General features: G+C 50.1%; 29 protein-coding genes and 3 tRNA genes. 21 read left to right on the top strand and 11 right to left on the bottom strand.

What is annotated here, in order from left to right:
- Positions 1 to 42: 42 nt before the first annotated feature.
- Positions 43 to 1077, top strand: coding sequence for a ribonucleotide-diphosphate reductase subunit beta (locus IPK84_02705; protein QQS16233.1), 1035 nt, complete (start codon positions 43 to 45; stop codon positions 1075 to 1077).
- A 137-nt stretch (positions 1078 to 1214) separates the two neighbouring features.
- On the opposite strand, the gene IPK84_02700 is transcribed toward IPK84_02705, so the two are convergent.
- Entirely contained in the window at positions 1215 to 1676 is a 462-nt protein-coding gene (locus tag IPK84_02700) for a hypothetical protein (protein QQS16232.1), read from the bottom strand.
- Positions 1677 to 2487: 811 nt separating this feature from the next.
- Between IPK84_02700 and IPK84_02695 the strand changes: the two genes are divergently transcribed.
- The 4 genes from IPK84_02695 (at position 2488) to IPK84_02680 (ending at position 4819) form a co-directional block, all read left to right on the top strand.
- Positions 2488 to 2814: a hypothetical protein gene (locus IPK84_02695; protein ID QQS16231.1), complete on the top strand. Its 327-nt coding sequence runs from the start codon at positions 2488 to 2490 to the stop codon at positions 2812 to 2814.
- Positions 2815 to 3076: 262 nt separating this feature from the next.
- A complete protein-coding gene (locus tag IPK84_02690; protein ID QQS16230.1) occupies positions 3077 to 3451 on the top strand; it encodes a hypothetical protein in 375 nt (124 codons plus the stop codon).
- A 402-nt stretch (positions 3452 to 3853) separates the two neighbouring features.
- A complete protein-coding gene (locus tag IPK84_02685; GenBank protein ID QQS16229.1) occupies positions 3854 to 4516 on the top strand; it encodes a hypothetical protein in 663 nt (220 codons plus the stop codon).
- A 126-nt stretch (positions 4517 to 4642) separates the two neighbouring features.
- Positions 4643 to 4819 (top strand): hypothetical protein, encoded by a 177-nt coding sequence (locus IPK84_02680; protein QQS16228.1) that lies wholly within the window; start codon positions 4643 to 4645, stop codon positions 4817 to 4819.
- 163 nt (positions 4820 to 4982) lie between these two features.
- On the opposite strand, the gene IPK84_02675 is transcribed toward IPK84_02680, so the two are convergent.
- The 5 genes from IPK84_02675 to IPK84_02655 form a co-directional block, all read right to left on the bottom strand.
- The gene (locus IPK84_02675; GenBank protein QQS16227.1) at positions 4983 to 6104 is read right to left on the bottom strand and encodes an ATP-binding protein; all 1122 of its coding nucleotides are present in this window, start codon (positions 6102 to 6104) and stop codon (positions 4983 to 4985) included.
- A 427-nt stretch (positions 6105 to 6531) separates the two neighbouring features.
- A tRNA-Leu gene (locus IPK84_02670) sits at positions 6532 to 6617 on the bottom strand.
- Positions 6618 to 6640: 23 nt separating this feature from the next.
- A complete protein-coding gene (locus tag IPK84_02665) occupies positions 6641 to 6967 on the bottom strand; it encodes a hypothetical protein (protein QQS16226.1) in 327 nt (108 codons plus the stop codon).
- Between the two features lie 2 nt (positions 6968 to 6969).
- A tRNA-Pro gene (locus tag IPK84_02660) sits at positions 6970 to 7040 on the bottom strand.
- 90 nt (positions 7041 to 7130) lie between these two features.
- Positions 7131 to 8672, bottom strand: coding sequence for an HDIG domain-containing protein (locus tag IPK84_02655; GenBank protein ID QQS16225.1), 1542 nt, complete (start codon positions 8670 to 8672; stop codon positions 7131 to 7133).
- Positions 8673 to 8816: 144 nt separating this feature from the next.
- On the opposite strand from IPK84_02655, the gene IPK84_02650 reads away from it, so the two are divergent.
- Complete coding sequence (locus tag IPK84_02650; protein QQS16224.1) at positions 8817 to 9344, top strand: hypothetical protein; 528 nt, start codon at positions 8817 to 8819, stop codon at positions 9342 to 9344.
- Between the two features lie 39 nt (positions 9345 to 9383).
- Positions 9384 to 9647, top strand: coding sequence for a hypothetical protein (locus tag IPK84_02645; protein ID QQS16223.1), 264 nt, complete (start codon positions 9384 to 9386; stop codon positions 9645 to 9647).
- Positions 9648 to 9747: 100 nt separating this feature from the next.
- Here IPK84_02645 and IPK84_02640 read toward each other — a convergent pair whose 3' ends face one another.
- Positions 9748 to 11523 (bottom strand): translation initiation factor IF-2, encoded by a 1776-nt coding sequence (locus tag IPK84_02640; GenBank protein QQS16222.1) that lies wholly within the window; start codon positions 11521 to 11523, stop codon positions 9748 to 9750.
- Positions 11524 to 11605: 82 nt separating this feature from the next.
- Complete coding sequence (locus IPK84_02635) at positions 11606 to 12160, bottom strand: DUF4446 family protein (GenBank protein ID QQS16221.1); 555 nt, start codon at positions 12158 to 12160, stop codon at positions 11606 to 11608.
- A gap of 140 nt (positions 12161 to 12300) precedes the next feature.
- Between IPK84_02635 and IPK84_02630 the strand changes: the two genes are divergently transcribed.
- The gene (locus tag IPK84_02630; GenBank protein ID QQS16220.1) at positions 12301 to 12846 is read left to right on the top strand and encodes a hypothetical protein; all 546 of its coding nucleotides are present in this window, start codon (positions 12301 to 12303) and stop codon (positions 12844 to 12846) included.
- Positions 12847 to 13447: 601 nt separating this feature from the next.
- On the opposite strand, the gene IPK84_02625 is transcribed toward IPK84_02630, so the two are convergent.
- From IPK84_02625 to IPK84_02615, 3 genes are all read right to left on the bottom strand, one after another.
- Complete coding sequence (locus tag IPK84_02625; protein ID QQS16219.1) at positions 13448 to 14332, bottom strand: FAD:protein FMN transferase; 885 nt, start codon at positions 14330 to 14332, stop codon at positions 13448 to 13450.
- Between the two features lie 6 nt (positions 14333 to 14338).
- Positions 14339 to 14584, bottom strand: coding sequence for a DUF1653 domain-containing protein (locus tag IPK84_02620; protein ID QQS16218.1), 246 nt, complete (start codon positions 14582 to 14584; stop codon positions 14339 to 14341).
- A gap of 81 nt (positions 14585 to 14665) precedes the next feature.
- Positions 14666 to 14750, bottom strand: a tRNA-Ser gene (locus IPK84_02615).
- Between the two features lie 86 nt (positions 14751 to 14836).
- On the opposite strand from IPK84_02615, the gene IPK84_02610 reads away from it, so the two are divergent.
- The 13 genes from IPK84_02610 (at position 14837) to IPK84_02550 (ending at position 24418) form a co-directional block, all read left to right on the top strand.
- Complete coding sequence (locus IPK84_02610) at positions 14837 to 15382, top strand: class I SAM-dependent methyltransferase (GenBank protein QQS16217.1); 546 nt, start codon at positions 14837 to 14839, stop codon at positions 15380 to 15382.
- A gap of 77 nt (positions 15383 to 15459) precedes the next feature.
- Positions 15460 to 15744, top strand: a complete 285-nt coding sequence (locus IPK84_02605; GenBank protein QQS16216.1) for a GIY-YIG nuclease family protein — start codon at positions 15460 to 15462, stop codon at positions 15742 to 15744.
- Between the two features lie 138 nt (positions 15745 to 15882).
- Positions 15883 to 17313 carry an extracellular solute-binding protein gene (locus IPK84_02600; GenBank protein ID QQS16215.1) on the top strand — a complete coding sequence of 477 codons (1431 nt, stop codon included), beginning with the start codon at positions 15883 to 15885 and terminating at the stop codon, positions 17311 to 17313.
- Between the two features lie 48 nt (positions 17314 to 17361).
- Positions 17362 to 18945, top strand: a complete 1584-nt coding sequence (locus IPK84_02595) for an AzlD domain-containing protein (GenBank protein ID QQS16214.1) — start codon at positions 17362 to 17364, stop codon at positions 18943 to 18945.
- Positions 18946 to 18976: 31 nt separating this feature from the next.
- The gene (locus tag IPK84_02590) at positions 18977 to 19681 is read left to right on the top strand and encodes a hypothetical protein (GenBank protein QQS16213.1); all 705 of its coding nucleotides are present in this window, start codon (positions 18977 to 18979) and stop codon (positions 19679 to 19681) included.
- Between the two features lie 180 nt (positions 19682 to 19861).
- Complete coding sequence (locus tag IPK84_02585; GenBank protein ID QQS16212.1) at positions 19862 to 20131, top strand: hypothetical protein; 270 nt, start codon at positions 19862 to 19864, stop codon at positions 20129 to 20131.
- Positions 20132 to 20208: 77 nt separating this feature from the next.
- Positions 20209 to 20493: a GIY-YIG nuclease family protein gene (locus tag IPK84_02580; protein QQS16211.1), complete on the top strand. Its 285-nt coding sequence runs from the start codon at positions 20209 to 20211 to the stop codon at positions 20491 to 20493.
- A gap of 147 nt (positions 20494 to 20640) precedes the next feature.
- On the top strand, positions 20641 to 21021 hold the full coding sequence (locus tag IPK84_02575; GenBank protein ID QQS16210.1) for a hypothetical protein: 381 nt from the start codon (positions 20641 to 20643) through the stop codon (positions 21019 to 21021).
- 182 nt (positions 21022 to 21203) lie between these two features.
- Entirely contained in the window at positions 21204 to 22034 is an 831-nt protein-coding gene (locus tag IPK84_02570; protein QQS16209.1) for a hypothetical protein, read from the top strand.
- A gap of 24 nt (positions 22035 to 22058) precedes the next feature.
- Positions 22059 to 22352, top strand: a complete 294-nt coding sequence (locus IPK84_02565; GenBank protein ID QQS16208.1) for a hypothetical protein — start codon at positions 22059 to 22061, stop codon at positions 22350 to 22352.
- A 37-nt stretch (positions 22353 to 22389) separates the two neighbouring features.
- Positions 22390 to 23211 carry a hypothetical protein gene (locus IPK84_02560; GenBank protein ID QQS16207.1) on the top strand — a complete coding sequence of 274 codons (822 nt, stop codon included), beginning with the start codon at positions 22390 to 22392 and terminating at the stop codon, positions 23209 to 23211.
- Positions 23212 to 23601: 390 nt separating this feature from the next.
- Positions 23602 to 23742: a hypothetical protein gene (locus IPK84_02555; GenBank protein ID QQS16206.1), complete on the top strand. Its 141-nt coding sequence runs from the start codon at positions 23602 to 23604 to the stop codon at positions 23740 to 23742.
- A 139-nt stretch (positions 23743 to 23881) separates the two neighbouring features.
- Positions 23882 to 24418 carry a hypothetical protein gene (locus IPK84_02550; protein QQS16205.1) on the top strand — a complete coding sequence of 179 codons (537 nt, stop codon included), beginning with the start codon at positions 23882 to 23884 and terminating at the stop codon, positions 24416 to 24418.
- The last annotated feature ends 92 nt before the right edge of the window (positions 24419 to 24510 follow it).

Below are 24510 nucleotides of genomic sequence, written 5' to 3'. Positions count from 1 at the left end.
TCGTTCGCAAGTGAGAGACACTACATTCAGAATTCTACTTTTATGCCAATACAAAAGGGAGCGAAGCCGGTGGATATCAATAAGCGCCGGGTGATAAATGGGGGAGACGCCGATGTGATGCAGCTCTACCCGATGCGCCACACCTTCGCATGGGAAGCGTACAATGTGGGAAATGCCAATCACTGGCTGCCGACAGAAATTAGCATGCAGAAGGATATCGAACAGTGGAAGGCGCGCGATGTACTCTCGGACGATGAACGAAAGGCGCTGAAGACGGTCTTGGGGTTTTTCACGACAGCCGACTCCATTGCGGCAAACAATGTTGTCTTGGCGTTCTATCGGCATATCACGAGTCCGGAGTGTCGCATGTACCTCTTACGACAGGGATATGAAGAGGCGATACATACGCATTCGTATCAGTATATTGTGGAATCTCTCGGGCTTGATGAAAGCGAGATCTTCAATATGTATCGCGAGGTGGAGGCTATCTACAACAAAGACGAATTCATCCTCTCATTTAATGAGGGTATTTTCGATCAAAATTTCAAGACCGGCACTCTTGCCGCTGATCAGAAATTCCTCGAAAATATGGCGGTGTTTTCGCTGATTCTCGAGGGAATTTTCTTCTATAGCTCGTTTGCGGTGATGTTTGGCTTTCAGCGGCAGAACAAAATGCCAGGAAGTGCCGAACAAATTCAGTATATTATGCGCGACGAGTCTCAGCACTTGAACTTTGGCATCAACATGATTAACGCGATAAAGGAGGAGCAACCGGAACTCTGGACACCGGAATTTCAGCGGCACATCGTAGATCTCATCAGAAAGGCGGTAGTATTGGAGTATACCTTTGCGCAGGAAGTTTTTCCGCGGGGCATTTTCGGCATGAATGCCGAAGGGTTCAAACAATATATCGAGCATGTTGCCGATCGACGTCTCGAGCGTGTGGGATTGCCGGTACAGTACCATGCGGAAAATCCGTTTCCATGGATGAGCGAAGCGGTGGACCTCTCGAAAGAGAAGAACTTCTTTGAGACGCGCGTCACGGAGTATAAAGTGGGCGGAGCGCTTGAGTGGTAGGAATGTCCGAACCTTGATTCGGGGGATTTCAGGATGAGAATGGGACAGAAATAAAAGCAGGGCGGGATGTGGAATCCCGCCCGTTTGTTTTTCCGGAATAAAAGCGCCGAGTCTCTTGTGAGCTCGGCGCGGGGCGATCAGAAACTTACGCGATGGCGCGTCTGGATCTCTTTAAGAGAGCAGATGCCATCAGGGCAATCAGGGTACCCTTTGAATGATACACTGTTGAACCTCGATGCCATTGTTGGCTCGCGATTAAAGTGGAGGGTTGCGAAATAGAGGGTGTATCGGGCGCCATCATGCCAGTTTACAAGGTCAATTACTACACGGTCTATGAAACTGGGAGATTTTTCAAAATCCTGATGACTTGCTTCGACCCGTAATACCTCCATGTTGTGGAAGTCTGCGCCATTCACGCTTATGTGAACGATTGTTCCCGCGAAGAATGCGTCCGCTGACAATGGACCTTCGACTTTGAGCCAAAGCGGAGCCTCTTCCGCTTTGAATATGTGTTCTTCTGCGCGCGAGCATGCGCTGATGGTTAAGGCAAGTGCTACGAGGAAGGCGAATAGATAAGACTTCGAAGTGGTCGTTTTCATGGTGCCTCCTTGAGGCTTTGTTGGGTTGGGAAGTTACTGCGTGTCCGTGATGGACAGTATATATAAACAGAAAATTATAGATTTGTCAAATTTCTCTGCGGTGGGACGGGATTTTGAATCGTCAGTATCTTTCCACTGTTCAACTATAAAACCGAAGCCATGTGTCCAATAATGTCGTCAAAATAAGCCGTACTATTGAGTTCTGTGTTGGCACGTAGACAAGCCATAAAAGTATGGATATGTGCCAAGAATGCCGTGGATAAGCCTTCGGTGTGCCAATAATTTGTCTTAGAATATTGACAAACAGTTGGCAGCATGCTATACTCCGGTGTTAACGATTGAGGTACATTGAAATATTGTGTTTTGCAACAAGTCTTCTCTGGGGTGGCACCCGGGGAACGGAAGAGGAGAGAAACAGGCAAGTCCGCAGTATTGGTATTTCGTATTCCAACGGGCGGCGCTGTGTATGACTCTCATCTTCTTCTGAGGAAGTGCCGAGCCGTAGACAGCGCCGCCCGTATTTTGTTGCCGGAATGATGAGGAGGGACCGTCTCATTTTTTAGAGGAGACCGGTATATCAATTTTCACCCCTCATCATTCTCGCCGCAATGCTCTTGCGTTGTGAGTGAGGAGAGTTCTTTGAAATCCGCCAGTTGGCGGACAATCAGATAGTTTGCGAATTTCTTCTTTGAGGAAAGGGAAGAGAATGTTCGGTGCAGCAGAGAGAGGTGTACGAAAGCAAGTTCTGTTCGTAGAAACTTCTCTGTTGTATCCGAATGTTTTTAACCAATTTTTCGACGAGGAGAAAACCATGCACCACCTGACTATAGCTGGAAAATTTATCCATTACGCAGTTGAAGTGTACGCAGTTGAAGCGCGATCAAATGACGGCTATCTCTACGTGCTCTGCTTAACGCAAAGCTTGGAGGTGGCAAAACTAGTGTCGGAATCCCAGGTGCACGAGGGCGAGCATGGGGAATACCGCGTAGGGAGGGTGATACCCTACGAGGCAGGGCAGGAGGTTTGGCTAGGGTTTCCGTTTCCGCATAGGGGAGCAAAGGCTCTCGTTCGCGGCCAGGTAACGGAAGAGCAGCACGAATTCTTCTGGAAGGAAACGGACCTGGCCATCATAGCCTGATTTTTTAACCCGCCAAGCTCACTCGGCGGGAACAAGAGGGATTGCAAGGTTTTACGCAATCCCTCTCTCAATCCAATTCTCAACTTGAAAAAGCTTGAGGATTGGTAGAGGACAAGTTCTTTGAAATATTTCAGCTTAGTTTGGCATGGAATTCTCTTATTTCGGGTTTCGGCACGGAGTTTTGGAAAGTATTTCCAAAGTTGTGTGCCGAATCTCGGTCCCCATTAGCATGTCGCTGATGGGGTAATTCAGGAGAATTGCCATGACTATGACCGCGAAAGAGAAGTATAAGAAAGTCTCGACAATGGTACGCAGGCTCCGCCGTCAGGGCGCGAGTGCCCTAGAGTATCCGCTTCTGTTGAGAGCGGCGAACCGGTTCTTCAAAGAAAGGGATTTCGAGAGTGCCAAGATGGCAAGGGAGCTTGAGAAAGTTGCATGGAAGTTAGATGGTTTGTCTCGCTTCCCTGCGGGGGCATGGAATGCCCCAGCACTCAGCTGTGCTAGGACTTTCGCTAGGTACAAGGGGTACCTGGCGGGGACCATCCCCAACGCGGACGGGATTAGGTTTCGTCGGCTTACGGGTCGGTGGCCTACTGCCAAGGATGGTCGGAAGTACCAGTCAATCTTGGAAGGCTGATTCAAAAGTCTCGTCGGTGTGACCGATCGATGGGACTGAACAAATAGGTTGGAGCTTGGGAGAGTACTTCGGTACAAACTCTCCCGCTTTATCTGACAGGGAAGCAAGTGCTTCTTGGTCAGTAGAGTGATCCCGCACCATGAGTACGGCGTGCGGGATAGGAAAGTTCTTTGAAGTATGGCACTGGGTTTTCAAATTGAATTGCTGAGTGCATTTCTGATTCAGATTATTCGTGAAAAACGTGAACAGAAACGCGCTTGGCAGTATCGGTGCGAAAATTCAGACCGCCACGAAAGTGGCTCAGACCGCTCGTGCCTGATAAGCACGGAACTATGCTCAACACCTCTTAAGGGGGTTATCATGAAAGCTCAAAATAGGTTTTGTATAGCGGTAGTCCAGCCCATGTCGGAGAGGTTTGTTATTGGCGATGTCGTCCCTGTGGACAATCTCGTCTTCGCCACGGATGAAAACGGATTTGGTACCACCAGGTACCATGTATTCTTTCTCCTGAACGGTCGGTGGAATTGGCTGAACCCCCGTGAAAGGTTGGGAGGTTGTTTTGTGGACAGGAGGGCGTTTGAGGTGGAGAAACTCCAGAAGGAGTATGTGAGTATCTGCGACGATACCCACGGTCAAATCGCCGATGAGGCGATTTGGGCAGAAATAGTAAACCAACTCGGCCACATCCCGGTGGTGCAAGGGATCATTGACTATCGTGCCCGGATGGCACGGAAGGCAATGCCCCAAGTCTGCTTCGCCAAGGGTACGTGTTCGTACAGACCTCACCCTCAGGCGGTTGCCCGTATAGGAGGATCCGAGTCCTCGTATAACTTCTTGCTCGACAAGAATGGCAATGTTCTTGAGGGCTGGGGATCGTGGAGTAGAGGCGCAAATTCTGGATCGTGCCTGCTTAACGAAGCGGAAGTGACTGACGTGCGCGGCGTCCTTGCTGGCGAGTCGCCGAAAACCAAAGTCGGCCGCCACTTCAAGCGGTATATGATTCGGTGTAAGGCGCAATCGCTTTGTGCCAGTACCACCGACGCCCTTTTTGGAACGGGTGGGTAGTAAGGTTACAAAGGGGAGGGGTATTCATGGTTGAAAACTCTTCCCCCGCTTTATCCGAAATGCAAGCAGAGCGCTTGCTGGTCGGTAGAGTGACTTTTTCGAAAATTATAGATAAAGGAGAGGGGAATGCAAAATGAAAATCTTCCGAAGTGCCCGTATTGCGGGCGGCGGATGTGTGGAGCTCTGACGGGCTCCACTGTCTGCGAGCCGGACGGGTATCGTCTGGCTTACACTCGGCAGGAAGCCGAGGTGCTTGCCATGGATTGGCAGTACACTGTCAGTCCCGAAAGGATTCGAGACTAATGAAAAACGGGTGCGCGTGCCCCAGATTCTCACGCGCTTTGCGATAAGTTCTGAGGGTGCTTATCGCGAATATGGTCAACCCTCTCTCAATCCAATTCTCAACTTGAAAAAGCTTGAGGATTGGTAGAGATCAGCGAAAAGAGGAATAGAGTTCTTTGAAATGCTAGGCAAATTGACTGAGGTAGTTATTTCGATTGATGGTCTTGAATGTGCTGTTCGGATAGGCGTCGCGCCATGTCTTTGGGATGCGCGCGTCTTTGTTCCACTTGCACTCTATGGCTTCGATCGCGTCTTGAGATTCGCGAATGATATCAATTTCGACGCCGGTGTGTGTTCGCCAAAAGAAGTAGCTGTCCGCCATGTCGGCGAAGCCGCTTTGCTTGGCGAGTTCCATGAAGACGAAGTTCTCCCAGAGCGCGCCGATATCGTCGCGGTTTGAGAGGGGAACGAATCGACCAATGACGGCGTTTCGCACTCCGAGATCGAGAAAGTAGTATTTCGCCTTTTTGGTAATTTCGTTTCGAAGGTTTCGGCTGAATCCTCGCACTTTCCTGATGACGAACATTTTTTCGAGAAGATCAAGGTATCGGGCGACGGTTTTGATATCGGTTTTGACCGAGATCGCTATCTCATTGAGCGAGACTTCTGATCCGATTTGAAAAGCGATCATGCGGGCGATGTCGCGCAAGAGGTCCGGAGATTTGATTTTGTCGAGCGCGAGTACGTCCTTGTAGAGATACGATGAAACGAGTTCGTTCAAGATCCGTTCTCGCGAGGCGGAATCGGGTGCAATCAACACCTCGGGATAGGAACCGTACCGGAGAAATTGCTCGAGTGTGCCGGACAGCTCGAAGTGTGTTGCTTGTATTTCGGACTGTGCCAATGGGAGAAGCGTCAGGGTAAAGTGGCGACCGGTCAATGGTTCGCCAATCTGCGATGAGAGATCAAATGATGACGATCCGGTCAAAATAATGTGTTTTTCCGGGAAGGCGTCAATGAGCATTTTCGCGCCGAGACCGATACTGGGAACCTGCTGGGCTTCGTCAATGGCAATGGTGTTGTATGGTCGTGCAAAATCAAGGAGCGCATCTCGATTTTCGGAGGCAAAAAGTTCGCGGATGCGGATATCGTCCCCGACAACCGAAAGGACGGTTTGTGTGGGGCGAATACTCTCCAAGTACGCGTTCAAGAGTGTTGTCTTTCCCACGCGGCGCGGACCATATATGACCAGTACTCGATGCGCCGTGAGAGATGATGGTATAGATTGTTTTCGTTGAAAAACCATAATTATATGGTACACAAAACCACAAAATAAGTCAAATATATGGTTTACACTACTTTAAAATAGATTGTACAAAAAGCCTTACGCAAGCCTTGTTTTCTCAATCCAATTCTCAAACCAGAAAAAGTTTGAGGGTTGGTAGAGATTCGCGAGGGGGCAAGGGTTCTTTGAAGTAAGACCAAAAGTTTCTTTTCATGGTTCCGCCACGCGTAGCGGGTAGTGATGATTGAGCTGGATATTCCCGGCAATTGTCGGGGCATTCGGAATATTCCGAATTCTCTCCTCGAGTCCGGTTGAATCTCACCTACGCGTTCTTCTTTTGAGGAGCTTTGTGCCAACAAAGTTTAACGCGCGTCGGAACTGTGGATGGAAAAACAAAAGCCGCTCCGAATCTAGGAGCGGTTTTTTTGTGTTTGATGCGTGAGCTCACTGGTGCCGGGGAGAGGACTTGAACCTCCATGGTGTTGCCACCGCCAGCTCCTAAAGCTGGTGCGTCTGCCATTTCGCCACCCCGGCGTAGGGATGCCGTTCCGGAGGTATTATATCGGGCTTACATCGGAACTGTCGGATGCGGGGGTGAGGAATGAGTTGATGCGATCGGCTTCTTCTTTCAAGACGCCGGATTCTTCGTATTCGCCGTGATGGCGTGTGTCGTCGCCGTAGGTTTCTTTTTTCTGATCGAGGTGAAAGCTTATGTGAAGATCTTCTCCCTCGAGCCGTGTGTACATATGAAAACGCGGGTATCCGGCGGAAGCGAGCGGACGAATGAAACTCATTTCCCCGTTTTCTTGGCGTTGAAAGGCATATCCGGCACGCCGGAGGAGGTTGACGGGATTGTCGGCGATATCTTTGATTGCGAATTTCATAGTCGGGACACTGGGAATCGAACCCAGTCTACACCCACCCGAAGGGCGCGTACTACCGGTATACTATGTCCCGATACTTTTTCTGTCATCTCGATCAGAGTCGAGCAGTCTGTTTTTTTTTGTCTATATTTTCGGGAGATTTCCCTGCTTCTCCTCCCTTTATTCATTGCACCCAGTGCTTTTGCTTGGTGTTTTGGTCATCTTTGGCACGTTTTTCCTTGATGCGGTCTTTGGCAAGTATGCGGAGACGGCTTATGTCTTCCTTGTTGAGTGAGGCAGCTCGCCGAAGGAGTGCTGTTTCCGTATTGCTTGTCGGGTCCTCGATGACTTCGGCAAGGAGAACGTCGAGGATGGCGCCGATTTTCGGCCCGGGCGATAAGCGGAGCGTTTTCATGAGGTCGCGACCGTTTATGGCGAGCATCTTGACGGAGACAGGGTCTTTCGAAACCTTCTCGATCATGTACTCGAGGTGGCGGAGTTTGTAGGGCTTCGCTTTTGGCGTGCCGGAGCCGAGGCGGTCGGCGATGCGGATATCCATGAGGTCGCGCATGTTCTCGAGCCCGACGCGCTTGATCAGTCGGCGGACCGACGCGGCCGTCACTTCCCCTACATTATAGTAAAACAGGTGGTTGTCAACGAGGAGCGTTGCTTTTTCGATGATCTTGCCGGGGAAGCGGAGGCGCTCGAGGAGTTTTCTCGTGATTCTTGCACCGACATGATCGTGGTTGTAGAAGGTGGAGCGATAGCCATTGCCGCGCTTGGTTTGGGGTTTGCCCACGTCGTGAAGGAGGGCGGCAAGGCGGACGTCGAGCCGCGGCGAGGGGCAGGTGGCGAGGGCGCGAATGTTGTGCTCGTAGACGGAATAGATATGATGGAGATTTTGCCCGACGCCGATGCCTTTGGTGATTTCCGGTGCGATATACTCGAGGAGTCCGGCGATGCGAAGGAGATCGATGCCCTCGGCGGGATTCCGAGAAAGGATGATTTTGGAGAGTTCATCCGAGATGCGTTCGGCGGAAATGAGGCGGATGTCGCCCGCGTGCGCTTGAATAGCGGAAAAGGTTTCAGGTTCTATGTGCCAGTCGGCGTGTTTATGAAGATCGTTGCTGGAGTCGCTCTGGTCCATGAATGACCCTTTGGGAAGTGGCATGGGTGTGCGGAGTTCGGCAGAGAACCGAACGGCGCGGAGCATACGAAGTGCATCCTCGCCAAAGCGATCGATTGGATTTCCAACGGCGCGAATGATTTTTTGCTTCAAATCGCCCTGTCCATTGAACGGATCGACGAGGTTTCCGTGTGCCGAGAGAGCGATCGCGTTTATGGTGAAATCGCGGCGGGCAAGGTCTTCTTCGACTGTTTTTACGAAAGAGATTTTCGAGGGGTGGCGTTTGTCGTTATAGCCGGATTCGGCGCGGTAGGTGGTGACTTCGATCACATCTTCTTCGCGATTTTCTTTTCCTGCGGGCATGAAGGGCGTTACTTTTACGCCGACAGTGCCGAAAGTGTTTTCATAGAAGCTCTCAGGAAAAAGGCGCTGGATTTCTTCCGGAACGGCATTGGTAGTGATGTCCCAGTCTTTTGGTTCGCGCCCGAGAAGAATATCGCGAACGCTTCCGCCCACGACAAAGGCCTCGAATCCCGCCTGTTCGAGAGTGGCGAGTATTTCGAGGACAGGAGGAGGTAATATGTGTGGTTTTTCGACCATAATGAGTTGACAGTACAGACTACCCAAGATATATTGACAAGTCAAACGGAGTTGTTTAAAAAATACCACAAAGTGCCTCGAACAGAGAAATTTCGAGGGGTGGTCATTCTTGTTTTGGACTTTATTGAGAGAGGTGTTTGTGTCATGTCTGATGATTCCATTGTTCGGAAGATCGTACTGTATCGAGCTCAGATGCGCAGAGCCCTGAAAGTCGGACTCCTCATGGGTGGAGGCGGCTTCCTTATTTTGAGTACGCTCATTCTCAAGTATTCCGATGCCCAAGATGTTTTCCCTCAGATCCGATTCGTAGGAATTCTCTGCGCGGTAACCTTTCTCCTCTGTGGGTTTGCTGCTTGGGATAATTTTCAAGTGGCAAGGAAACTCAGAAAAGAGCTTGGTGAATGTGGGGAACTCGCCCAATGGCACGAAGGGATTGAAATGCGAACGGCGCGTGATTTATTGGCACTGCGATTTAGGGAGAAAGCATTCTCGTGTGTTCTTTTGGAAGTTCTCCCGGTCTGCATTGATTCGTATGCTCTGCCATTTTCGGTCTGGTTGATTTTGTCAGTATCTATCTTGCTATGTCTCTTCGGTGTGATCATCTCGATGTTTAATGATTGTCGAAGATTGGATGGAGTGCATGCTTCTTCCGAACTCAATGGCTCGAGATGATGCGGCGGCAGAAACAATAAGCTCTGAGGAGAAGCAATCATGAAAGAAGAACTTCTTTTCCAAGAACAGCGAGCGCAGGAAGTGAGGAGATTGAAAATGCGGAGTGTACGGGGTATCGCGTTAGTCTGCTTGGCATGTCTCTGTATGTTCTCAAGCATTCCCTTACGGCTTGCTATGCTTGTGTCGCCGCCAGCATGGTCAGAGGTGATTCTGCTTGTTTCAACAGCGCTTCTTTTGCCGCTCGTTCTTGACTTATTGGGTGACATTTCTAAAATGCAGAATCACTTAAAGCGATTGCACTGAATTCTGTGTCACATAGAGATAGTGAGTAAGCGAGCAGTTGCTAACCAAAACCGCCCCGGGTAGAATCTGGAGGCGGTTGTTTTTTTGGAGATTGGGTTGGTTAGAGTGTGCGGCGTTTTTCTTCGACTTGGAAGGAAAGGATGGTGTCGCCGGCTTGAATTTTGGTTGAAGTCTCTATGGTGAGACCGCATTCGTTGCCACTTCCCACTTCATCGGTGTTCTTTTTGTTCTGCTGGAGGTTTGCCAATCGACCGGTGCCGACGATTTCGCTGTCGCGCTTGATTTCGATTTGGGAGCCCTTCGCGATTTTCCCATCGTTTACGCGTCCACCGACGATCATATCGTGTTTGCCGGTTTTGAAGATAGCGAGGACGGAGAGAATGCCCAAGTCGGTGCGAATGATTTCGGGCGGGAGGAGAGCAGAGATCTGTTCTTTTACGTATTCGACAAGTTTGTAGATGATATTGAAGCTTTTGATGTCGATATTCGCCGTTTCGGCGATGCGGGCGGCGACGGGGGTTGGGTTCACATTGAACCCGACAATGAGCGCGCTGGCGCTTGCGGCGATACGGACATCGCTTTCGGTGATGCTCCCGACGCCTTTGGCGACAATATCAAGGGCGATCTCATCCGAATGAATTGTGGAGAGGATCTGTTCGATGGCTTCGAGCGAGCCGTGAACATCGGTTTTGATGAGAAGCGGGAATTTCTTTACGTCTTCATCGGCGATAATCTGCACGTCTTTCTTTGTGATGCCGCCAGTCATGCGTTCGCGAGACTTGAGGCGGGCGGCAACCTTGCTGCTCACGACTTGTACGACATCATTGGTGTTTGGCGCGGCACTCAGGCCGTAGAGCTGGACTGGTGTCGATGGCGGTGCGGAGACGATGCTTTTTCCGGAAAAATCCTCGAGTCGGCGGATGCGGCCATAGGCGCTTCCCACGGTGACATCTTGCCCTACTTTGAGTGTGCCGGTTTTGACGAGGGCGACTGCAACCGGGCCTCTTTGCGGATCGAGGTGGGACTCAAGGACGAGGGCGAGTCCGTCGCGCTTCGCGTCGCTCTGGAAATCGTTGACTTCGGCAACCAAGAGGATATGTTCGAGGAGTTTGTCGATATTCTTGCCGTGCTTGGCGCTGATTTCGACGGCCGGGTAATTGCCACCCCACTCTTCGAGGAGTATGTCGTTGTCGGCGAGTTCTTGTTTGACGCGAGGTATGTTCGCTTCGGGCTTGTCGACTTTGTTGATAGCGACGATGGTGGGGATGTGGTGTTCGCGGATATAGGAGATAACTTCTTTGGTTTGCGGGCGAACGCCGTCGTCGGCGGCGATGACAAGAATAGCAATATCAGCGAGAGCGACGCCGCGTTCGCGCATGGCGGAAAAGGCTTCGTGGCCGGGCGTATCGATGAAGGTGATAAACTCGCCTCGCTTCTTGACTTGGTAGGCGCTGATTGCCTGAGTGATGCCGCCGGATTCTTTGCTTGCGACATTGGTTTTTCGGATGGTGTCGAGGAGTGTCGTCTTTCCGTGGTCGACGTGCCCTAAGATGGTGACGACCGGGGGGCGTGTCTCGAGCGTTTTTCCGGACGCCTTTTCTTGAGCGCAAATTTCGATAAGTCGTTCGAGCGTCAAGGTCTCGCTGCCGCTTGTTTCGAGGTCTTCTTCGGTTTCAAAACCCATATCTTGAGCGATGATACTCGCAGTTTCAAAGTCAATTTCCTCGTTGATGGTGGCGAGGATTTTGTTCTTCATGAGCTCCATAATGACGGTCGACACTGGTGTGCCAAAGATCTCCGCAAGTCGTTTGACGCTGACGGAAGACGGTATCTTGACGATTTTCTTTGGCTCGGTTGTCGGAGTGGACTCGCTCATAAAAACAGGGACATTAGAAATTGATTCAAAAAAAGCGAAAATCGAAAGTGGAGAGACAGCTTGGAATGTTGTCGATTGTTTTTTACTTCTTCGTCGGGATCTGCGTTGGAGTCGCGGGTGCTTTCTTGGGGTCTCTGGAGGTTTGTGCGAGCTCTATGGCGCGCTTTTCTTCGGCGGTGAACGGGAAATCCTTTGCCTGCCCTTGCACAACCGGCTTTGCATAGACGCGCGCCGATTCTCGGGAGAGAAGGGAAGAGATAACGAGACCGGTCGTGTCTCCGTCGAGGAGCGCGATGCTCCAGCTCTGGTTGCTTCCCGTATCCTGGAATGGGTTGAAGCGGACAATGCCGACTTTGTGAATGCCGATCATGGCAAGCTCGCGAATCTGCTCGGCGAGAGCGAAGAGCTCTTGTATTTCGGTGTCGAGATTGCCGATTTCCTGATCATGTCGCACGATAACCGATTCGAGATCGGCGCCGTGCTTTCCTTTAAGGAACATTTTTTGGCGCTCATCGAGCTGACGTGTCTTGCGAAAGAGCTGTACTATGAGGAATACCTGTATCAGGCAGAGAAACCCAATGCAGACAACTTCAGCGAGCAATGCGCCCGGAGTCGACAGAAAAGCCACGCTACCCATAAAAAAGACTTTGTGTTTCAGTGGTCTTTGACTACTGTACCATCTTTCCTGTGGCTCTGTAAAGGCGTTTTTGTGGAGTGGCGTTTTTGTGTGCTATACTGCCGTTCGCGTCTGTTTCCTTATTCTTACCACATATATTTATGAGCGAAGACATGCGAAAAGAAGACTCCGAGGGTGATGAAGGGAATTCGTCGGCACCGCGCGAGAATATGGCGTCGGGCGGATCGAAATTGTTTGGCGGTATTGCGGTTGTGGCGCTTTTCGGAGCGGCGATCGCTTGGTTCTTGGGGCGGTCGAATGATGTCTTGCCTCCGAATGATATCCGGCCGGAGTCGAGCAATTCGGGAGAGGCTCTGATGAAGCCGGAGGAGGGAGCGATGACGGATGCTTCATACAAGGACGGTACCTATTCGGCGTCGGGCGCCTATACATCGCCTGCCGGTCCGGAGAGCGTCGAGGTGACGCTCACTCTGAAGGACGGCGCGGTGACCGATGTAGTCTTCAAGGGGGACTCCGAAAATGAAAAGAGCAAATTTATGCAGGATAAGTTCGGGGAAGGCATTTCCGCGCAGGTGGTGGGGAAATCTATCGATTCCCTTGATCTCGCCGTGGTGAATGGCTCTTCACTCACCCCGAAAGGTTTTATGGATGCACTAGAGAAGATAAAGCAGGAAGCGAAGGGATGAAATTTCTGACGATTTTGAGTAGAGATAAGTACAGACAGGGTTTTGACCTGTCTGTCTTTTGTAATGTGGCTGAAATTTATCGCGCTTGGGGTATTTCTTCCAACGTGCTACCCATAATTTTTATCAGAGGTGTTCCTCGCATCACGACAATGACGGTATCTCCTTGAGAGAGTATTCTCAGTTGGTTTGGTTCCAATGTTATATGTTTGAGCAATGCGGCTTTCAGGTACAATCCTTCGCTCCATGCGTTTTGTATTGAGTCTTTTGGAAAGCGCACTGCTTTCTCAATCGAGGTATATCTTGGCGTATTGTCGTGGTAGTCTCCTTTTATAGCTAATGACAGAGAGAGCTTGAGAGATACGCTATTGTTATCGACGGGGTTTCGTCTTGCAAAAGGGGATAGCCTTTCATCCAGGGGTTGGTTCTCTATGTAAACTTTGTTTATGCGAATGCTCAATATCCTCCCGGATGGCAGTTGGCAGTCGATTCTCACGGGACTTTTCGTGAATGCTCGTGGAGCAAAATACTCGAGTCTCTTTGGCATGGCATGACTCCGGATATGAAGAACTGTCTCTATTTGTATGGCGTATATTATACTTTGTCAATAGGTGATTGCTTTAAAACCGATTGATTGTTCGAGTGAGAAATCCGGATTGAGAGTGGCGTATTCGAAAGGGAAGGCTGCTCGAAGCGCGTTCGGATTCGTGAGGAAGAGGGCGGTGGCGAGGAGATCGGCGGTCGCGGCGGTTTCGGCGCGGACCCAGGTGGCGAGGAGGTGCTCGGGGGATTGGGTTGTGTCGGGGTCGACGATATGGTGGTAATCTCGCCATCTTCGGCGATTGGTTCCGGAAGCGCAGAAAGCGCCTTGCATCATTTCGATCGATCCCACAACCTGTGTCGGATCGCTCGGATGCTCGAGTCCTACGCGTATTGTTTCGCTGTTCCCTTCATAGACAATATCGCCACTTCCGTTTACGAGGAATCTTCGAATGCGACTTTCGCGCAAGAAATTGGCGATGCGATCGGTAAAATAGCCCTTGCCGATCGCACCGAAGTCGAAGAGAACAGGGTATTTGACAGCGATATGCGTATTGTCGAGTAGGGTCACGGTTTCCAAGAGATCGGGTGAAAGTCGGACTATCTTTTGCGGTGTGAGGGAATAGCTTGCGTCGTAGCCGAGGTCGGAGAGGGTGTGGCCGATGAGCGGCGTGATTTTCCCGTCGGTTGCGCTGTAGAGCTGGAAATATGGCCGGAGCATGGCGACGAAGTGCTCCGGAACCTCGATATCGCCGGTTTGTTTCTCTTCTGCGAGGCGTGAGACAAAGGATGATGGGCGGAAGCGCGAGAAGTTCTCTTCAAATCGTTCCGATCGCGCGAGGATTTCCCTTATGATCGCATGAAAATGGGACGATGATATATCGTCCCACACGGTTATTTCCCAATGCGACCCGAAGGCGTCGTAGGCGTGTTTGTGGGGAGAGGACATGAATATTCAGATTTTTTTGAATCGTTCGACGTGATTCCCGTTCCATTCGACGACTTGGCGCCATTCGCGAAGCGGGCGCGTAAAGAGCGGCGCATCGGGGTTTTCGTAGAGTGGCTCGTATATCACCATCCACTCCTCATCATTCGAATGTAGTGCGAGTTCGTGCACTTTGTACGAATCGCCCTTGTAGTGGCGGTATATTTCGCCTTTCTTCGGCGCATCCGGCGGAAGCGGAACGGTGTGGCCTTTCATAGAGTTTTGAAATAGCGAATGTCGCCTTGCAATCTTTGGCTGACTTCGTCGCGTCGCAGGTTTGCTTTGGTGAAATGAATGCGGAGAGGGAGGGATTCGAACCCTCGATACCTTGCGGTATGCCCGCTTTCCAAGCGAGTGCACTCGGCCACTATGCGACCTCTCCAAATACCGGGCTTGTTTGTTGACTCGGTGTTTCTGTTGTACAATGAGGCTATTCTTTTTGCAACTCGAACACGCATGTAATACTTTATGGGAACGACGCTGACGAATAATTTTGTGAAGCCGGAAGAGGTGATTGACCAGCTTGATGCGTTGGAGAGCGCGTCAGTTGCGGACTTCGGGTGTGGGTCGGGGTTTTTCTCGCTCGCATTTGCGCGGGCGGTGGGGAAGTCAGGAACGGTGTATGCGCTTGATATCTTGCCGTCGTCGCTTGAGGCGGTGGCGAGTCGTGCCAAGGCGCTCGGGCTTTCCAATGTGACGACAAAACGGGTGAATCTGGAACGCGAAGGCGGGTCCGGCTTGCCGGACAACAGCCTGGACTGGGTGATTTTGAAAGATGTGCTCTTTCAGAACAAAAGCAAGGAAACGATGCTCTGGGAGGCCTATCGCGTGCTGAAGTCGGGCGGTTTCCTGTTTATCATGGAGTGGAATGACTCTGAGGCGTCGTTTGGGCCGGAAGCGTCGCTCCGTATTTCCCGGGAGAAATTGATAGAGATGCTCTCTGAGCGCGGTTTTTCTCCGGTCAAGGATATATTGGCGGGGGATTATCACTACGCGCTTGTCTGCCAGAAGTGACCTTTTCTGTCATTCCCGCGAAGGCGGGAATCCAGTCTCTGCGGACGCTGATATTTCCGGATGACGAATTGAGTTTCATGAAATCTCCCTGCGTGTACATACTGGCAAGCGAAAGAAATGGAACATTGTATGTTGAAGTTACATCCGATCTTAGGAAGAGGATGTGGGAGCATAAGAACAAGGTCCTTCCCGGATTTACCGAAAAATATAACGTGAACAAGCTGGTGTATTATGAGCAAGGAGACAGCATTCTTGGAGCTATCCAGAGGGAAGGGCAGTTGAAGAAATGGAACCGTTCATGGAAAATACGATTGATTGAACAAAGGAATCCGAAATGGAGAGATTTATACGATGAATTGTAAAAATTGAGAATGGAGTCTTGTTGGGAAAATCTTGTGTGTGTTTCTGTGGAAGCGAGTGGAACCTGGATTCCCGCCTTCGCGGGAATGACGAGAAGAGAAAAGGGGCGAGAATAACGGGAATGGAAACTGTGGGAAAAGGTGGAAAGAGAGAAGGCTGGAAAAAAAGGGTTTTCAAAAATAAAAAGTGTGTTTATGGGGCGCGTGGTGACAAGGGTGGTTGCGGGGCTTGTTTTGGGGGCGGCAGTACTGTCTCTTTCCGGGTGCGGACTGCGCCAGACTGATACGACGTACAAGATAGACCTTGAAATATGGGGAATCTTTGACGATTCGGAAGCGCTTCGGCAGATTATCGGTCAGTACAAGACGCTCAATCCGAATGTCGGCAATATTTCCTATCGGAAGCTTGCGGTCGATACCTATCGGCAGGATTTGCTCGATGCGCTCGCAGCCGGGAATGGCCCCGATATCTTCCTTATTCGAAACTCTTGGACGCCGGCGTTTGCCGACAAGATCGTGACGGCGCCCGACACCATGATCGACGAGCGAAGTTATCGGAATGCTTTCGTCGACACGGTGGGCGATGATTTTGTGACGGATGACGGGAAAATATCGGGCGTCGTTCTTTCGGCGGATTCGCTCGCGCTGTACTATAACAAAGATCTCTTGGCGGCGGCGGGTATCACGGCGCCTCCGGTCACCTGGGACCAGTTTCAGGATGATGTTCGCCTGCTTACCCGTATCAATTCGTTCGGTGAGATTACGCAGTCTGGCGCGGCGCTTGGAACGGCGACAAATATCAATCGATCGACCGATGTGCTCTCAGCGCTCTTCTTGCAAAATGGTGTCTTGGTGCCGCGAGGGAATGTACGTGATCTCCGCTTGAATGCTGCTGCCGGTGCCAATGCACTTTCGTTCTATACGCAGTTTGCCAATCCGACTTCGTCGCTCTATACGTGGAATCCGCGTATGCACTACTCCATCGATTCCTTCTATGAGGGGACGGCGGGGATGATGATTAATTATTCGTGGCATTTCGATACCATCAAGCGGAAGAACTCGAAACTGAATTTCGCGGTTTCGCCACTGCCACAGTCAACCGGCGCGCAACCTTTTAACTTTCCGAACTACTGGGGGTTTGTGGTGGCAAAGAACAAGACTGCACCTGAGGGAACGCAAGACACAGCTCTTTTTGACAAAATTCGAATATTCGAATCGTGGCAGTTCTTGAAGTACGCGTCATTTCCTCCGACAGGGACGGTTCATCTGGAGAATGCAATAACGGGAAATGCTAAGGATTTTCAGAGTGCATTTGATCCGGCGGCGGCGTATCTTGCGAAGACCGGTGCTCCGGCTGCTCGGCGCGACCTCGTAGAGAAGCAGAAAACCGATCCGGTGCTCGGCCCTTTTGCGGATGGCAATCTTATCGCGCGAAACTGGAAGCAGTCGGATCCCGAAAGTATCGAGAAGATCTTGGGAGATATGATCACGTCGGTTAATCTGGGCGAGGCGACTGTAAATCAGGCGCTCTCGATCGCTGAAAGTCGTATCGGGCAGGTGGAGAGGAAATAGATGAGATTTGAATGTGATTGGTTGCTTGAATGAGTTTGATTTCTCTGTATGATTCTCTTGAAAAAATTCGTACCATTTTTTCCTGAATTGTTTGGAGGGTTTTTGCTTCTCGTTTTCTTTTTGATATCCTCGCCTACATTTGCGGCGAGTTGCACATTCAGTGATTCTTCGACCGGGAAGTCGTATTCAGGCGAATGCCGGACGAATACCGCGGGATGCAATACTGATGAACTTTCGAAAGATGATTCGACGGGTGCCTGTTCGACGGGCGGCGTTGGATTGTGGGATTGTTGTATTCCGAATACGACAACGTTTTATTGTGGCACAAGTGGAGAGGGAACGTGTAAAGATGCTTGCGTAAGCAGTGATACGGCGGTATCCGGAAGCGATTCGCAGTGTGCATCTCTCACGATAACAAAGGGAAAGTGCTGCAAGTCAACCTCTGCTATGACGACGTGCTCCGGAAAGGATTCGAGTGGAACAACGCAGTCGGGGACATGCTCGACAACTTCGACATGCTTGAGTGGGACAGCCTTGACAGGTGCAACGGGATGCACTGGCAGTGTGGCATGTTGCTATACGGCGGTAGCTGGGGAATCGTGCGATATGTCAAAGTGTTCAACAACGGCGTGTGAGCAAGGTAATAACAACTCATTCTGTGCAGCAGAATGCAAATCTCATTATGGGACATCAGGAGAGTACTATTATTGTGAAAATACTACTGGTGGGAGCGGGAGTTATTGTTCGGGATCTCAGAATGCGGGGATAGTTCCGTGTGGACGGTCTTGCGACGACCCAACGACACCTGATGACGAAACGGCGATTTGCACTCTGTGCCACCTGTTTTTGCTCATGAAGAATATCACGAGTTGGATTTTTACCGTGATGACCTATATCGCCTTTGCGGTACTGGTGGCGATGGGCATTTTCTATATTATTTCCGCAGGGAATACTCAGATGATCGGTATTGCCAAAAGCGGTATCAAAGCGGCGCTCTACGGATTTGCCATCGTGCTCCTGGGGTGGGTAGCGATCAATGTGATCCTTATGGTTTTGGCGGACGGCGCACTTGGGACGGATACGGCGACGTTTTCTTTTAAAACAAACGGATCGTGGTTTACGTATAGTTGTGACGCGAAATCAAAATATACACGAACGGGGGTAAACGGAGCATCTAGTGGAAGCGAGACGTCGACCGGTTCTGGTGGGAACTTGAATTGCAAGGATGGAAAGTGTGCGAATAAGCAAGATGTATCAAGTGCAACAAAAAGCAATGCTTCCAACGTGGAGGCGGATATTGTAATGGCAATCATTGATGCGGGTGAGGGTTGTAACAAAAGTCTTTCTACTGATGGGTATGGTTCCTGTGGCTATTCGCAGGCACTTCCTGCTATTCGTGCGAAATGTGGAATTACCGGATCGGCGTCGGAGTCATGCACGAAGATTCAAAATGATGTGCAGCTGGATGTTAACTGTGCAGCATGGCTTATAAAAGATAATGCTGGTCGGTGTGGAATGGATATTCGTAATGTCGCCTCGTGTTATAATAGCGGTAAACCGAATAACTGTGCCCGTACAACAAATCGCTACTGTGATCGTGTGGAAACATATTATAAGAGCTGTAAGTCTTGATGTGTTTGAGGTTTCTCCCAGCGTCTATCATATGAAGTCTTTGGTCTTCTGTTTGGTGGTAGTTACATTTTTTGCATTTGCGTCTTCTGCGCGTGCGGAAGACGTTCTGGTGTTCCATTTTGAGAGTCAGGATGGGAATCTCAGGCTTGATTCGCAGCAATCTCCAGCTATTGTCTTAGAAAGTGATCCGAATTTCTCGGTTGTTGCATTTTCTCAGGAGGTTGTTCGTGGGGAGTATCGTATAGAGTTTTCTGATGTTACCGGAGCCAGTGCGGTTAAGTACGAATTCTCCGGAAAGAAGGGTAAATTTTCATATGAGTTTCCGCATTTTGGTATTGTGAATGGGTATAAAATTTATTCTGTGGGAAGCGGAGCATTGCTTCTTGAAGGGTCTCTTGCAGATTTTGTGCAGTGCAATGCAGATAACATTTGTGAGTTTGAAAAAGGCGAAACGTTACTGACCTGCCTTTCCGATTGTATTTCCGGAAGTTTCAGTGATGAAACAAAAAAGTTGCTCAAGCAGAATAATGACGTGCTTCGGGATCCGAAATCGGGAGAGGTAGTGCTGCGTGGTATGCAGGCGAGCGCAGTCGCCTCGACTGGCGGAACGGCAATGGCGAACAATGGAGCTGGTTCCATTCTGGTGATTGTGGGTGGTATTGCAGTGGTATTAATCAGTGTTGGTGTCGTTGTGCTTATTCGATTGCGTGCGCGGAATAAGCGGTACGGGTTGTAGCTATTTTTTCGAGAACTTTTTGATTCATTCGGTTGGATTCTCCTTCTGGCAGGGCGTAGATTCCCGCCTTCGCGGGAATGACGAAGCAGGGAGAAGGAGTGACGAAAATGGCGAGTGAGAATAATAATGGGAGAGAATTAGCCTTTTTATCTCGGCTCATCGAATGTCTACACGTGTTCTATGATTCCTATTGCTCATGCTGCCGGAGTGATTGATGATGCGCCGACGGTGGCGATGGTGCTCTTTCGTGTGCTTGACTTTTTGTTGGCGGTGTTTGGATTTGTTGTTATACTGGCGCTAGTGTTTTCGGGGATTTTGTACTTTACGGCTGCTGGCAGTTCGGCAAGGCTCGATATGGCGAAGAAGTCGTTTTCATGGGCGGTTATTGGCATAGCGATTGGTTTGGGAGCGTTGGTGCTGGTTCGAGCTATGGCAAAGTTTTTTGAATAGAGTCCCCGTCATTCCCGCGAAGGCGGGAATCCAGTTGCCGCAAAACTTCAGAATTTCCGGAAATCGAACAGAATTTCATGAAATCTCCCTGTGTGTACATGCTGGCAAGTAAGAGAAATGGGACCTTGTATATCGGCGTCACTTCCAATTTGCAAGGAAGAGTTTGGCAGCATAAAAACAAAGTAGTTCCCGGGTTTACGGAAAAATACGATGCGAATATTTTGGTGTATTATGAACAAGGAGAAAGTGTTATTGGCGCTATTCAAAGAGAGAAACAGTTGAAAAAGTGGAATCGTCTGTGGAAAATCCGACTTATTGAAGAAAAAAATCCGAAGTGGAGAGATTTATACGATGAATTGTGAAAATTGAGAATGGAGTCTTGTTGGGAAAATCTTGTGTGTGTTTCTGTGGAAGCGAGTGGAACCTGGATTCCCGCCTTCGCGGGAATGACGAGGGAGGGGGAGGAATTGATAATTTATCAAAAACAGAAAGGAGGTGAGAGAATTACTATGAAAAAATCACTCATTTTGAAGAATATCGGGGCGTTTGCGCTTATCGCGACGTTTGTGACGGTTCCGATGGTGGCGTTCGGACAGTGGTCTGCCGGGGATAGCAATGCGCAGAGTGGCGGGACGCCGAATGCGAGCATATATGACATCATTCACACGACGATGAATTATCTCCTCGCAATCTTGGGCTTCATTGCGATCGTCGGGTTTGTGATCGCCGGTATCATGTACCTCACCGCTGCGGGAGATGAAAAGCGTATAGGTAGTGCCAAGAGCGCTCTGACCGCTTCCATTATCGGTGTTATCGTAGCGCTTATCGGGTATGTGATCGTGAGCGCGGTGGATTCGTGGCTCAATGCGAGTTCGAACTCGAGTATTTAGGAATTCTTCGAAGGTTTCTTTCCAAAGGCGCTTCCGGCATACTGTCGGGGGCGTTTTGGTTTGGAGTTGGAAATGTGCAGAAGATGGAAAATAGGGAGTGGGAGATATGAGCTCGAGTAAATCTGGCGCTTGACAGAGGTGGTATTTTTTCGAGTTTTCAGTGATTGTGATATACTGAGTTCATGAAATTCGGACTGAAACTTTTTGGGTTGTCAGTTTTCTTCTTTGCAGGAGCTTTTTTTGTTCCGTCTGCCGGGGCGCAGACGTGTTCGGGAGGGAACTGCGTATCCGATCCGGCGGCGTGTTCGGGGAATTGGAATCTCGATGACAATTGTCCAAACCGGTATTGCTGTCAGGGCAGTACCACCCCGACGGGAAATGCCGGTGCGGCTTGTACAGCGTCTGACAATGGAAGTTCGGGGACGTGTGCGGCGTCGCTCTCTTGTCCGACGGGAACGTATGTGCATACCAGTTCGGATTGTCTGAGTGCCACGCCGGATTGCTGTACGACGAGTGGCGGGAGTTCGACAACGAATGCTTGCACGAGCGCAGGGACGAACTATTTCTGCTCCGCTTCGAGCACGTGCGGCGGGACGGGATATGAACATTTGAGTAGTCGGGATGATGCGTGCGGGACCGGACGATACTGCTGTAAGCCGACGAGCGAGACTACTTCAGGAACCGGTAATACTACAAGCTCTTCCAATGATTCTTCGAGTACGAGCGGCGGGTGGACATCGGGACTTCAAAGTGTCAAATCCGAATCCGAGTTGCCGAGTTCTTCCGTTGCGACTATTGTGTCGGGATTTATGACGTGGCTTCTCACGATTCTCGGGTTTATCGCCATCATCGCCTTTGTGATTTCCGGTATTATGTATCTCACCGCGGCGGGGAATGACGGACAGATCAAGGCGGCGAAAACAGCGATGACATGGTCTATCGTGGGCGTTGTCGTGGCACTTGTCGGATATGTGATTATCTTGGCGGCGGATTTCTTGCTACGCGGTTCGTGATTTATTTTCTTTAGCTTTACTCGTATGGGAGACAAACCCTATTTCGAAGGTGGCGATCAATCACTTTTGCCCGATGCGCCTATTTACGACATCATCGCAGGGACCATGGATTGGCTTCTTGCGGTCCTTGGCTTCATCGCCATTATCGGCTTTGTGATTTCGGGTATTATGTATCTCACCGCGGCCGGAAACGACGGTCAGGTGAAAACAGCCAAGGAGGCCATGAAGTGGTCTATCATCGGTGTGATTGTGGCGCTTGTCGGGTATGTGGTTGTTCTCGCGGTTGATACGTGGCTGAGTGCCGGAACACAGTTTTAGCGAATGTCTCTTGTGTGATGCGGATTTTTTCTTGCATATGAAAAAAAAGTTTCTTTTGAAATCGTTGGTGCTGTCTTTTGTGGCACTGGGATTTATTCTGTCGTTGGGTGTTAACTCTGTATCTGCTGCATGCCGTGAGGTGACGTGCATGTCTTCCTGCGGGACGCAACAAGAAGTTACTAATGCCTGCAAGACAGAATTGAATTGCTCCGAGAAAGCGTGTATTCCGAGTTCTTTTGTGGCAAGTTGCCCAAATTTTAATACGCAATGTGCGGTAAGTTGTGCCAATGGGGAGGACGCTGCCTGTTCATTAGCTGCTTGTCCAACGGGGACAAAGTATTGCAAAACCTCTACAACGACGGATCCGTGTGCGTCGGGCGGATCAGGGACGTGTCAGACTCCGGTGAGCGGAGCTTGCCCGGGTAGTGGGTCAAACCTTGGGACAAGTGCGACGTGTTCGGCAAATACGAATGGCAAGACGATGTGCTGTGGGTCCGGAAGTGGGACAACGACGACAACAACCACAACTACGTCGACGACAGAGAAGTGTGATACGACGAAATTCAAGGAATATGCCGGGGTGTGCTTCCCGATCAATACGGGACTTTCGGAAGTGTCGGTCGCCAGCATTATCATCAATCTCATGAAATGGATGCTCTATCTTTTCGGATTCCTGGCGATTATCGCATTTGTGATTTCCGGTATCCAATATCTCTCGGCGGCGGGAAATATGAATATGATCGAGACGGCAAAGCGGAATATGAACTATTCGATTATCGGCGTGATCATCGCGCTTTCAGGGCTCGTGATTCTTATCGCGATAGACTCGCTCTTGCGAGCGACAGCATGGGGCGGGTGAGAATAGTTGTTCACTGGGACCGTAATGGAAAAAGAGGAAATAGCATAGATTGTTCTGTCCCCTTTTGTTTTAGTAGAGCATATGAAGTGAAGTAATTATGAAAAAATCCCCACAGTTCGGAGGAGCATTATTGGTGGCCATATGGAGTGTATTTTTTGTAAGTACGCCTGTTTTTGCAGAATGTAGCGCTGTATTTTGCAATGTTACTGGTTATGATTGTTCCCATAATGGTAATATCGAAGTAACAAATGGGTGCAAAGCCGAGAGTAGCTGTGCTTTGAGCGCCTGTACTGATAGTAAGTCAGCGTCACGATGTTCTAATTTCAATGAGAAGTGTAAGTCAGACTGCGGAAGCAGTGGAGAAGGTGATACTTGGTGTACAAGTCACTTGTGTCCGAGTGGCACGAAGTATTGTTCAGGCACCTCTACCTCTACTACCTCTACTACCTCTACTACCTCTACTACCTCTACTACCTCTACTACCTCTACTACCTCTACGACATCCTCTACTTGTACCGGAGGAACATGTAAAGCAAGTTGTGATTCGTCTACGGAAAAGCAAGGTGACACCAAATGTTCTGAAGACTGTGCAACGAAAGATAGTACAAAACCTCTTTACTGTGTTTCTAATTCGACAACTGGTGGATCTGGGGGCGGAACGGCGGGGCAGGTGGTGAATATTTCACTGGTGAATCCTCTGAAATACAATACCGTGCAGCAGGTCTTGATGGCATTGCTCTATGCATTGCAGGGCGTGATCGTCGTTTTGTCACTCGTCTTCATTGTGATCGGGGCGGTGCTCTATATCACGTCGGCTGGCAATCAAGGGCGGGTGACCATGGCGAAAACAGCGATTACGGCAGCCTTAATTGGGCTTGCGATTGGGATACTCGCGCCGACCTTTCTCAAGGAAATCGCTACGGTTTTGGGGTGGAACTCGACGGCGGCGTTGCCATCGGAAGTATCAAATGCACGGAGTGCGGCAGATATATTGCTCTCGGTATTGAATTTCCTCTTGGGTATCGTGGGGACGCTCTCGATCATTATGCTCGTTGTGGGCGGGGTGATGTTTCTCATGGCGGCAGGGAGTCAGGATCGCATCACGACCGGGAAAAAGATTGTCACCTATGCACTCCTTGGCGTCGTGGTGGCGCTTGCCTCGCTGGTTATCGTGCGACAACTTGCATCTTTCTTTGCTAGCACGTAGAGTGGCTTTTGTGTTCTGGAATATCGCAATAAAAAAATAAAAAATCGGACGGGAGCTAAGGCTTCCGTCCGTTTGTTGTTGCGTTCGCTGCG

Source organism: Candidatus Moraniibacteriota bacterium, from assembly GCA_016699875.1.
Lineage (GTDB): Bacteria > Patescibacteriota > Minisyncoccia > Moranbacterales > UBA1568.
The sequence above is the reverse complement of the archived record's forward strand: the minus strand, read 5'-3'. Positions and strand labels throughout refer to the sequence as shown.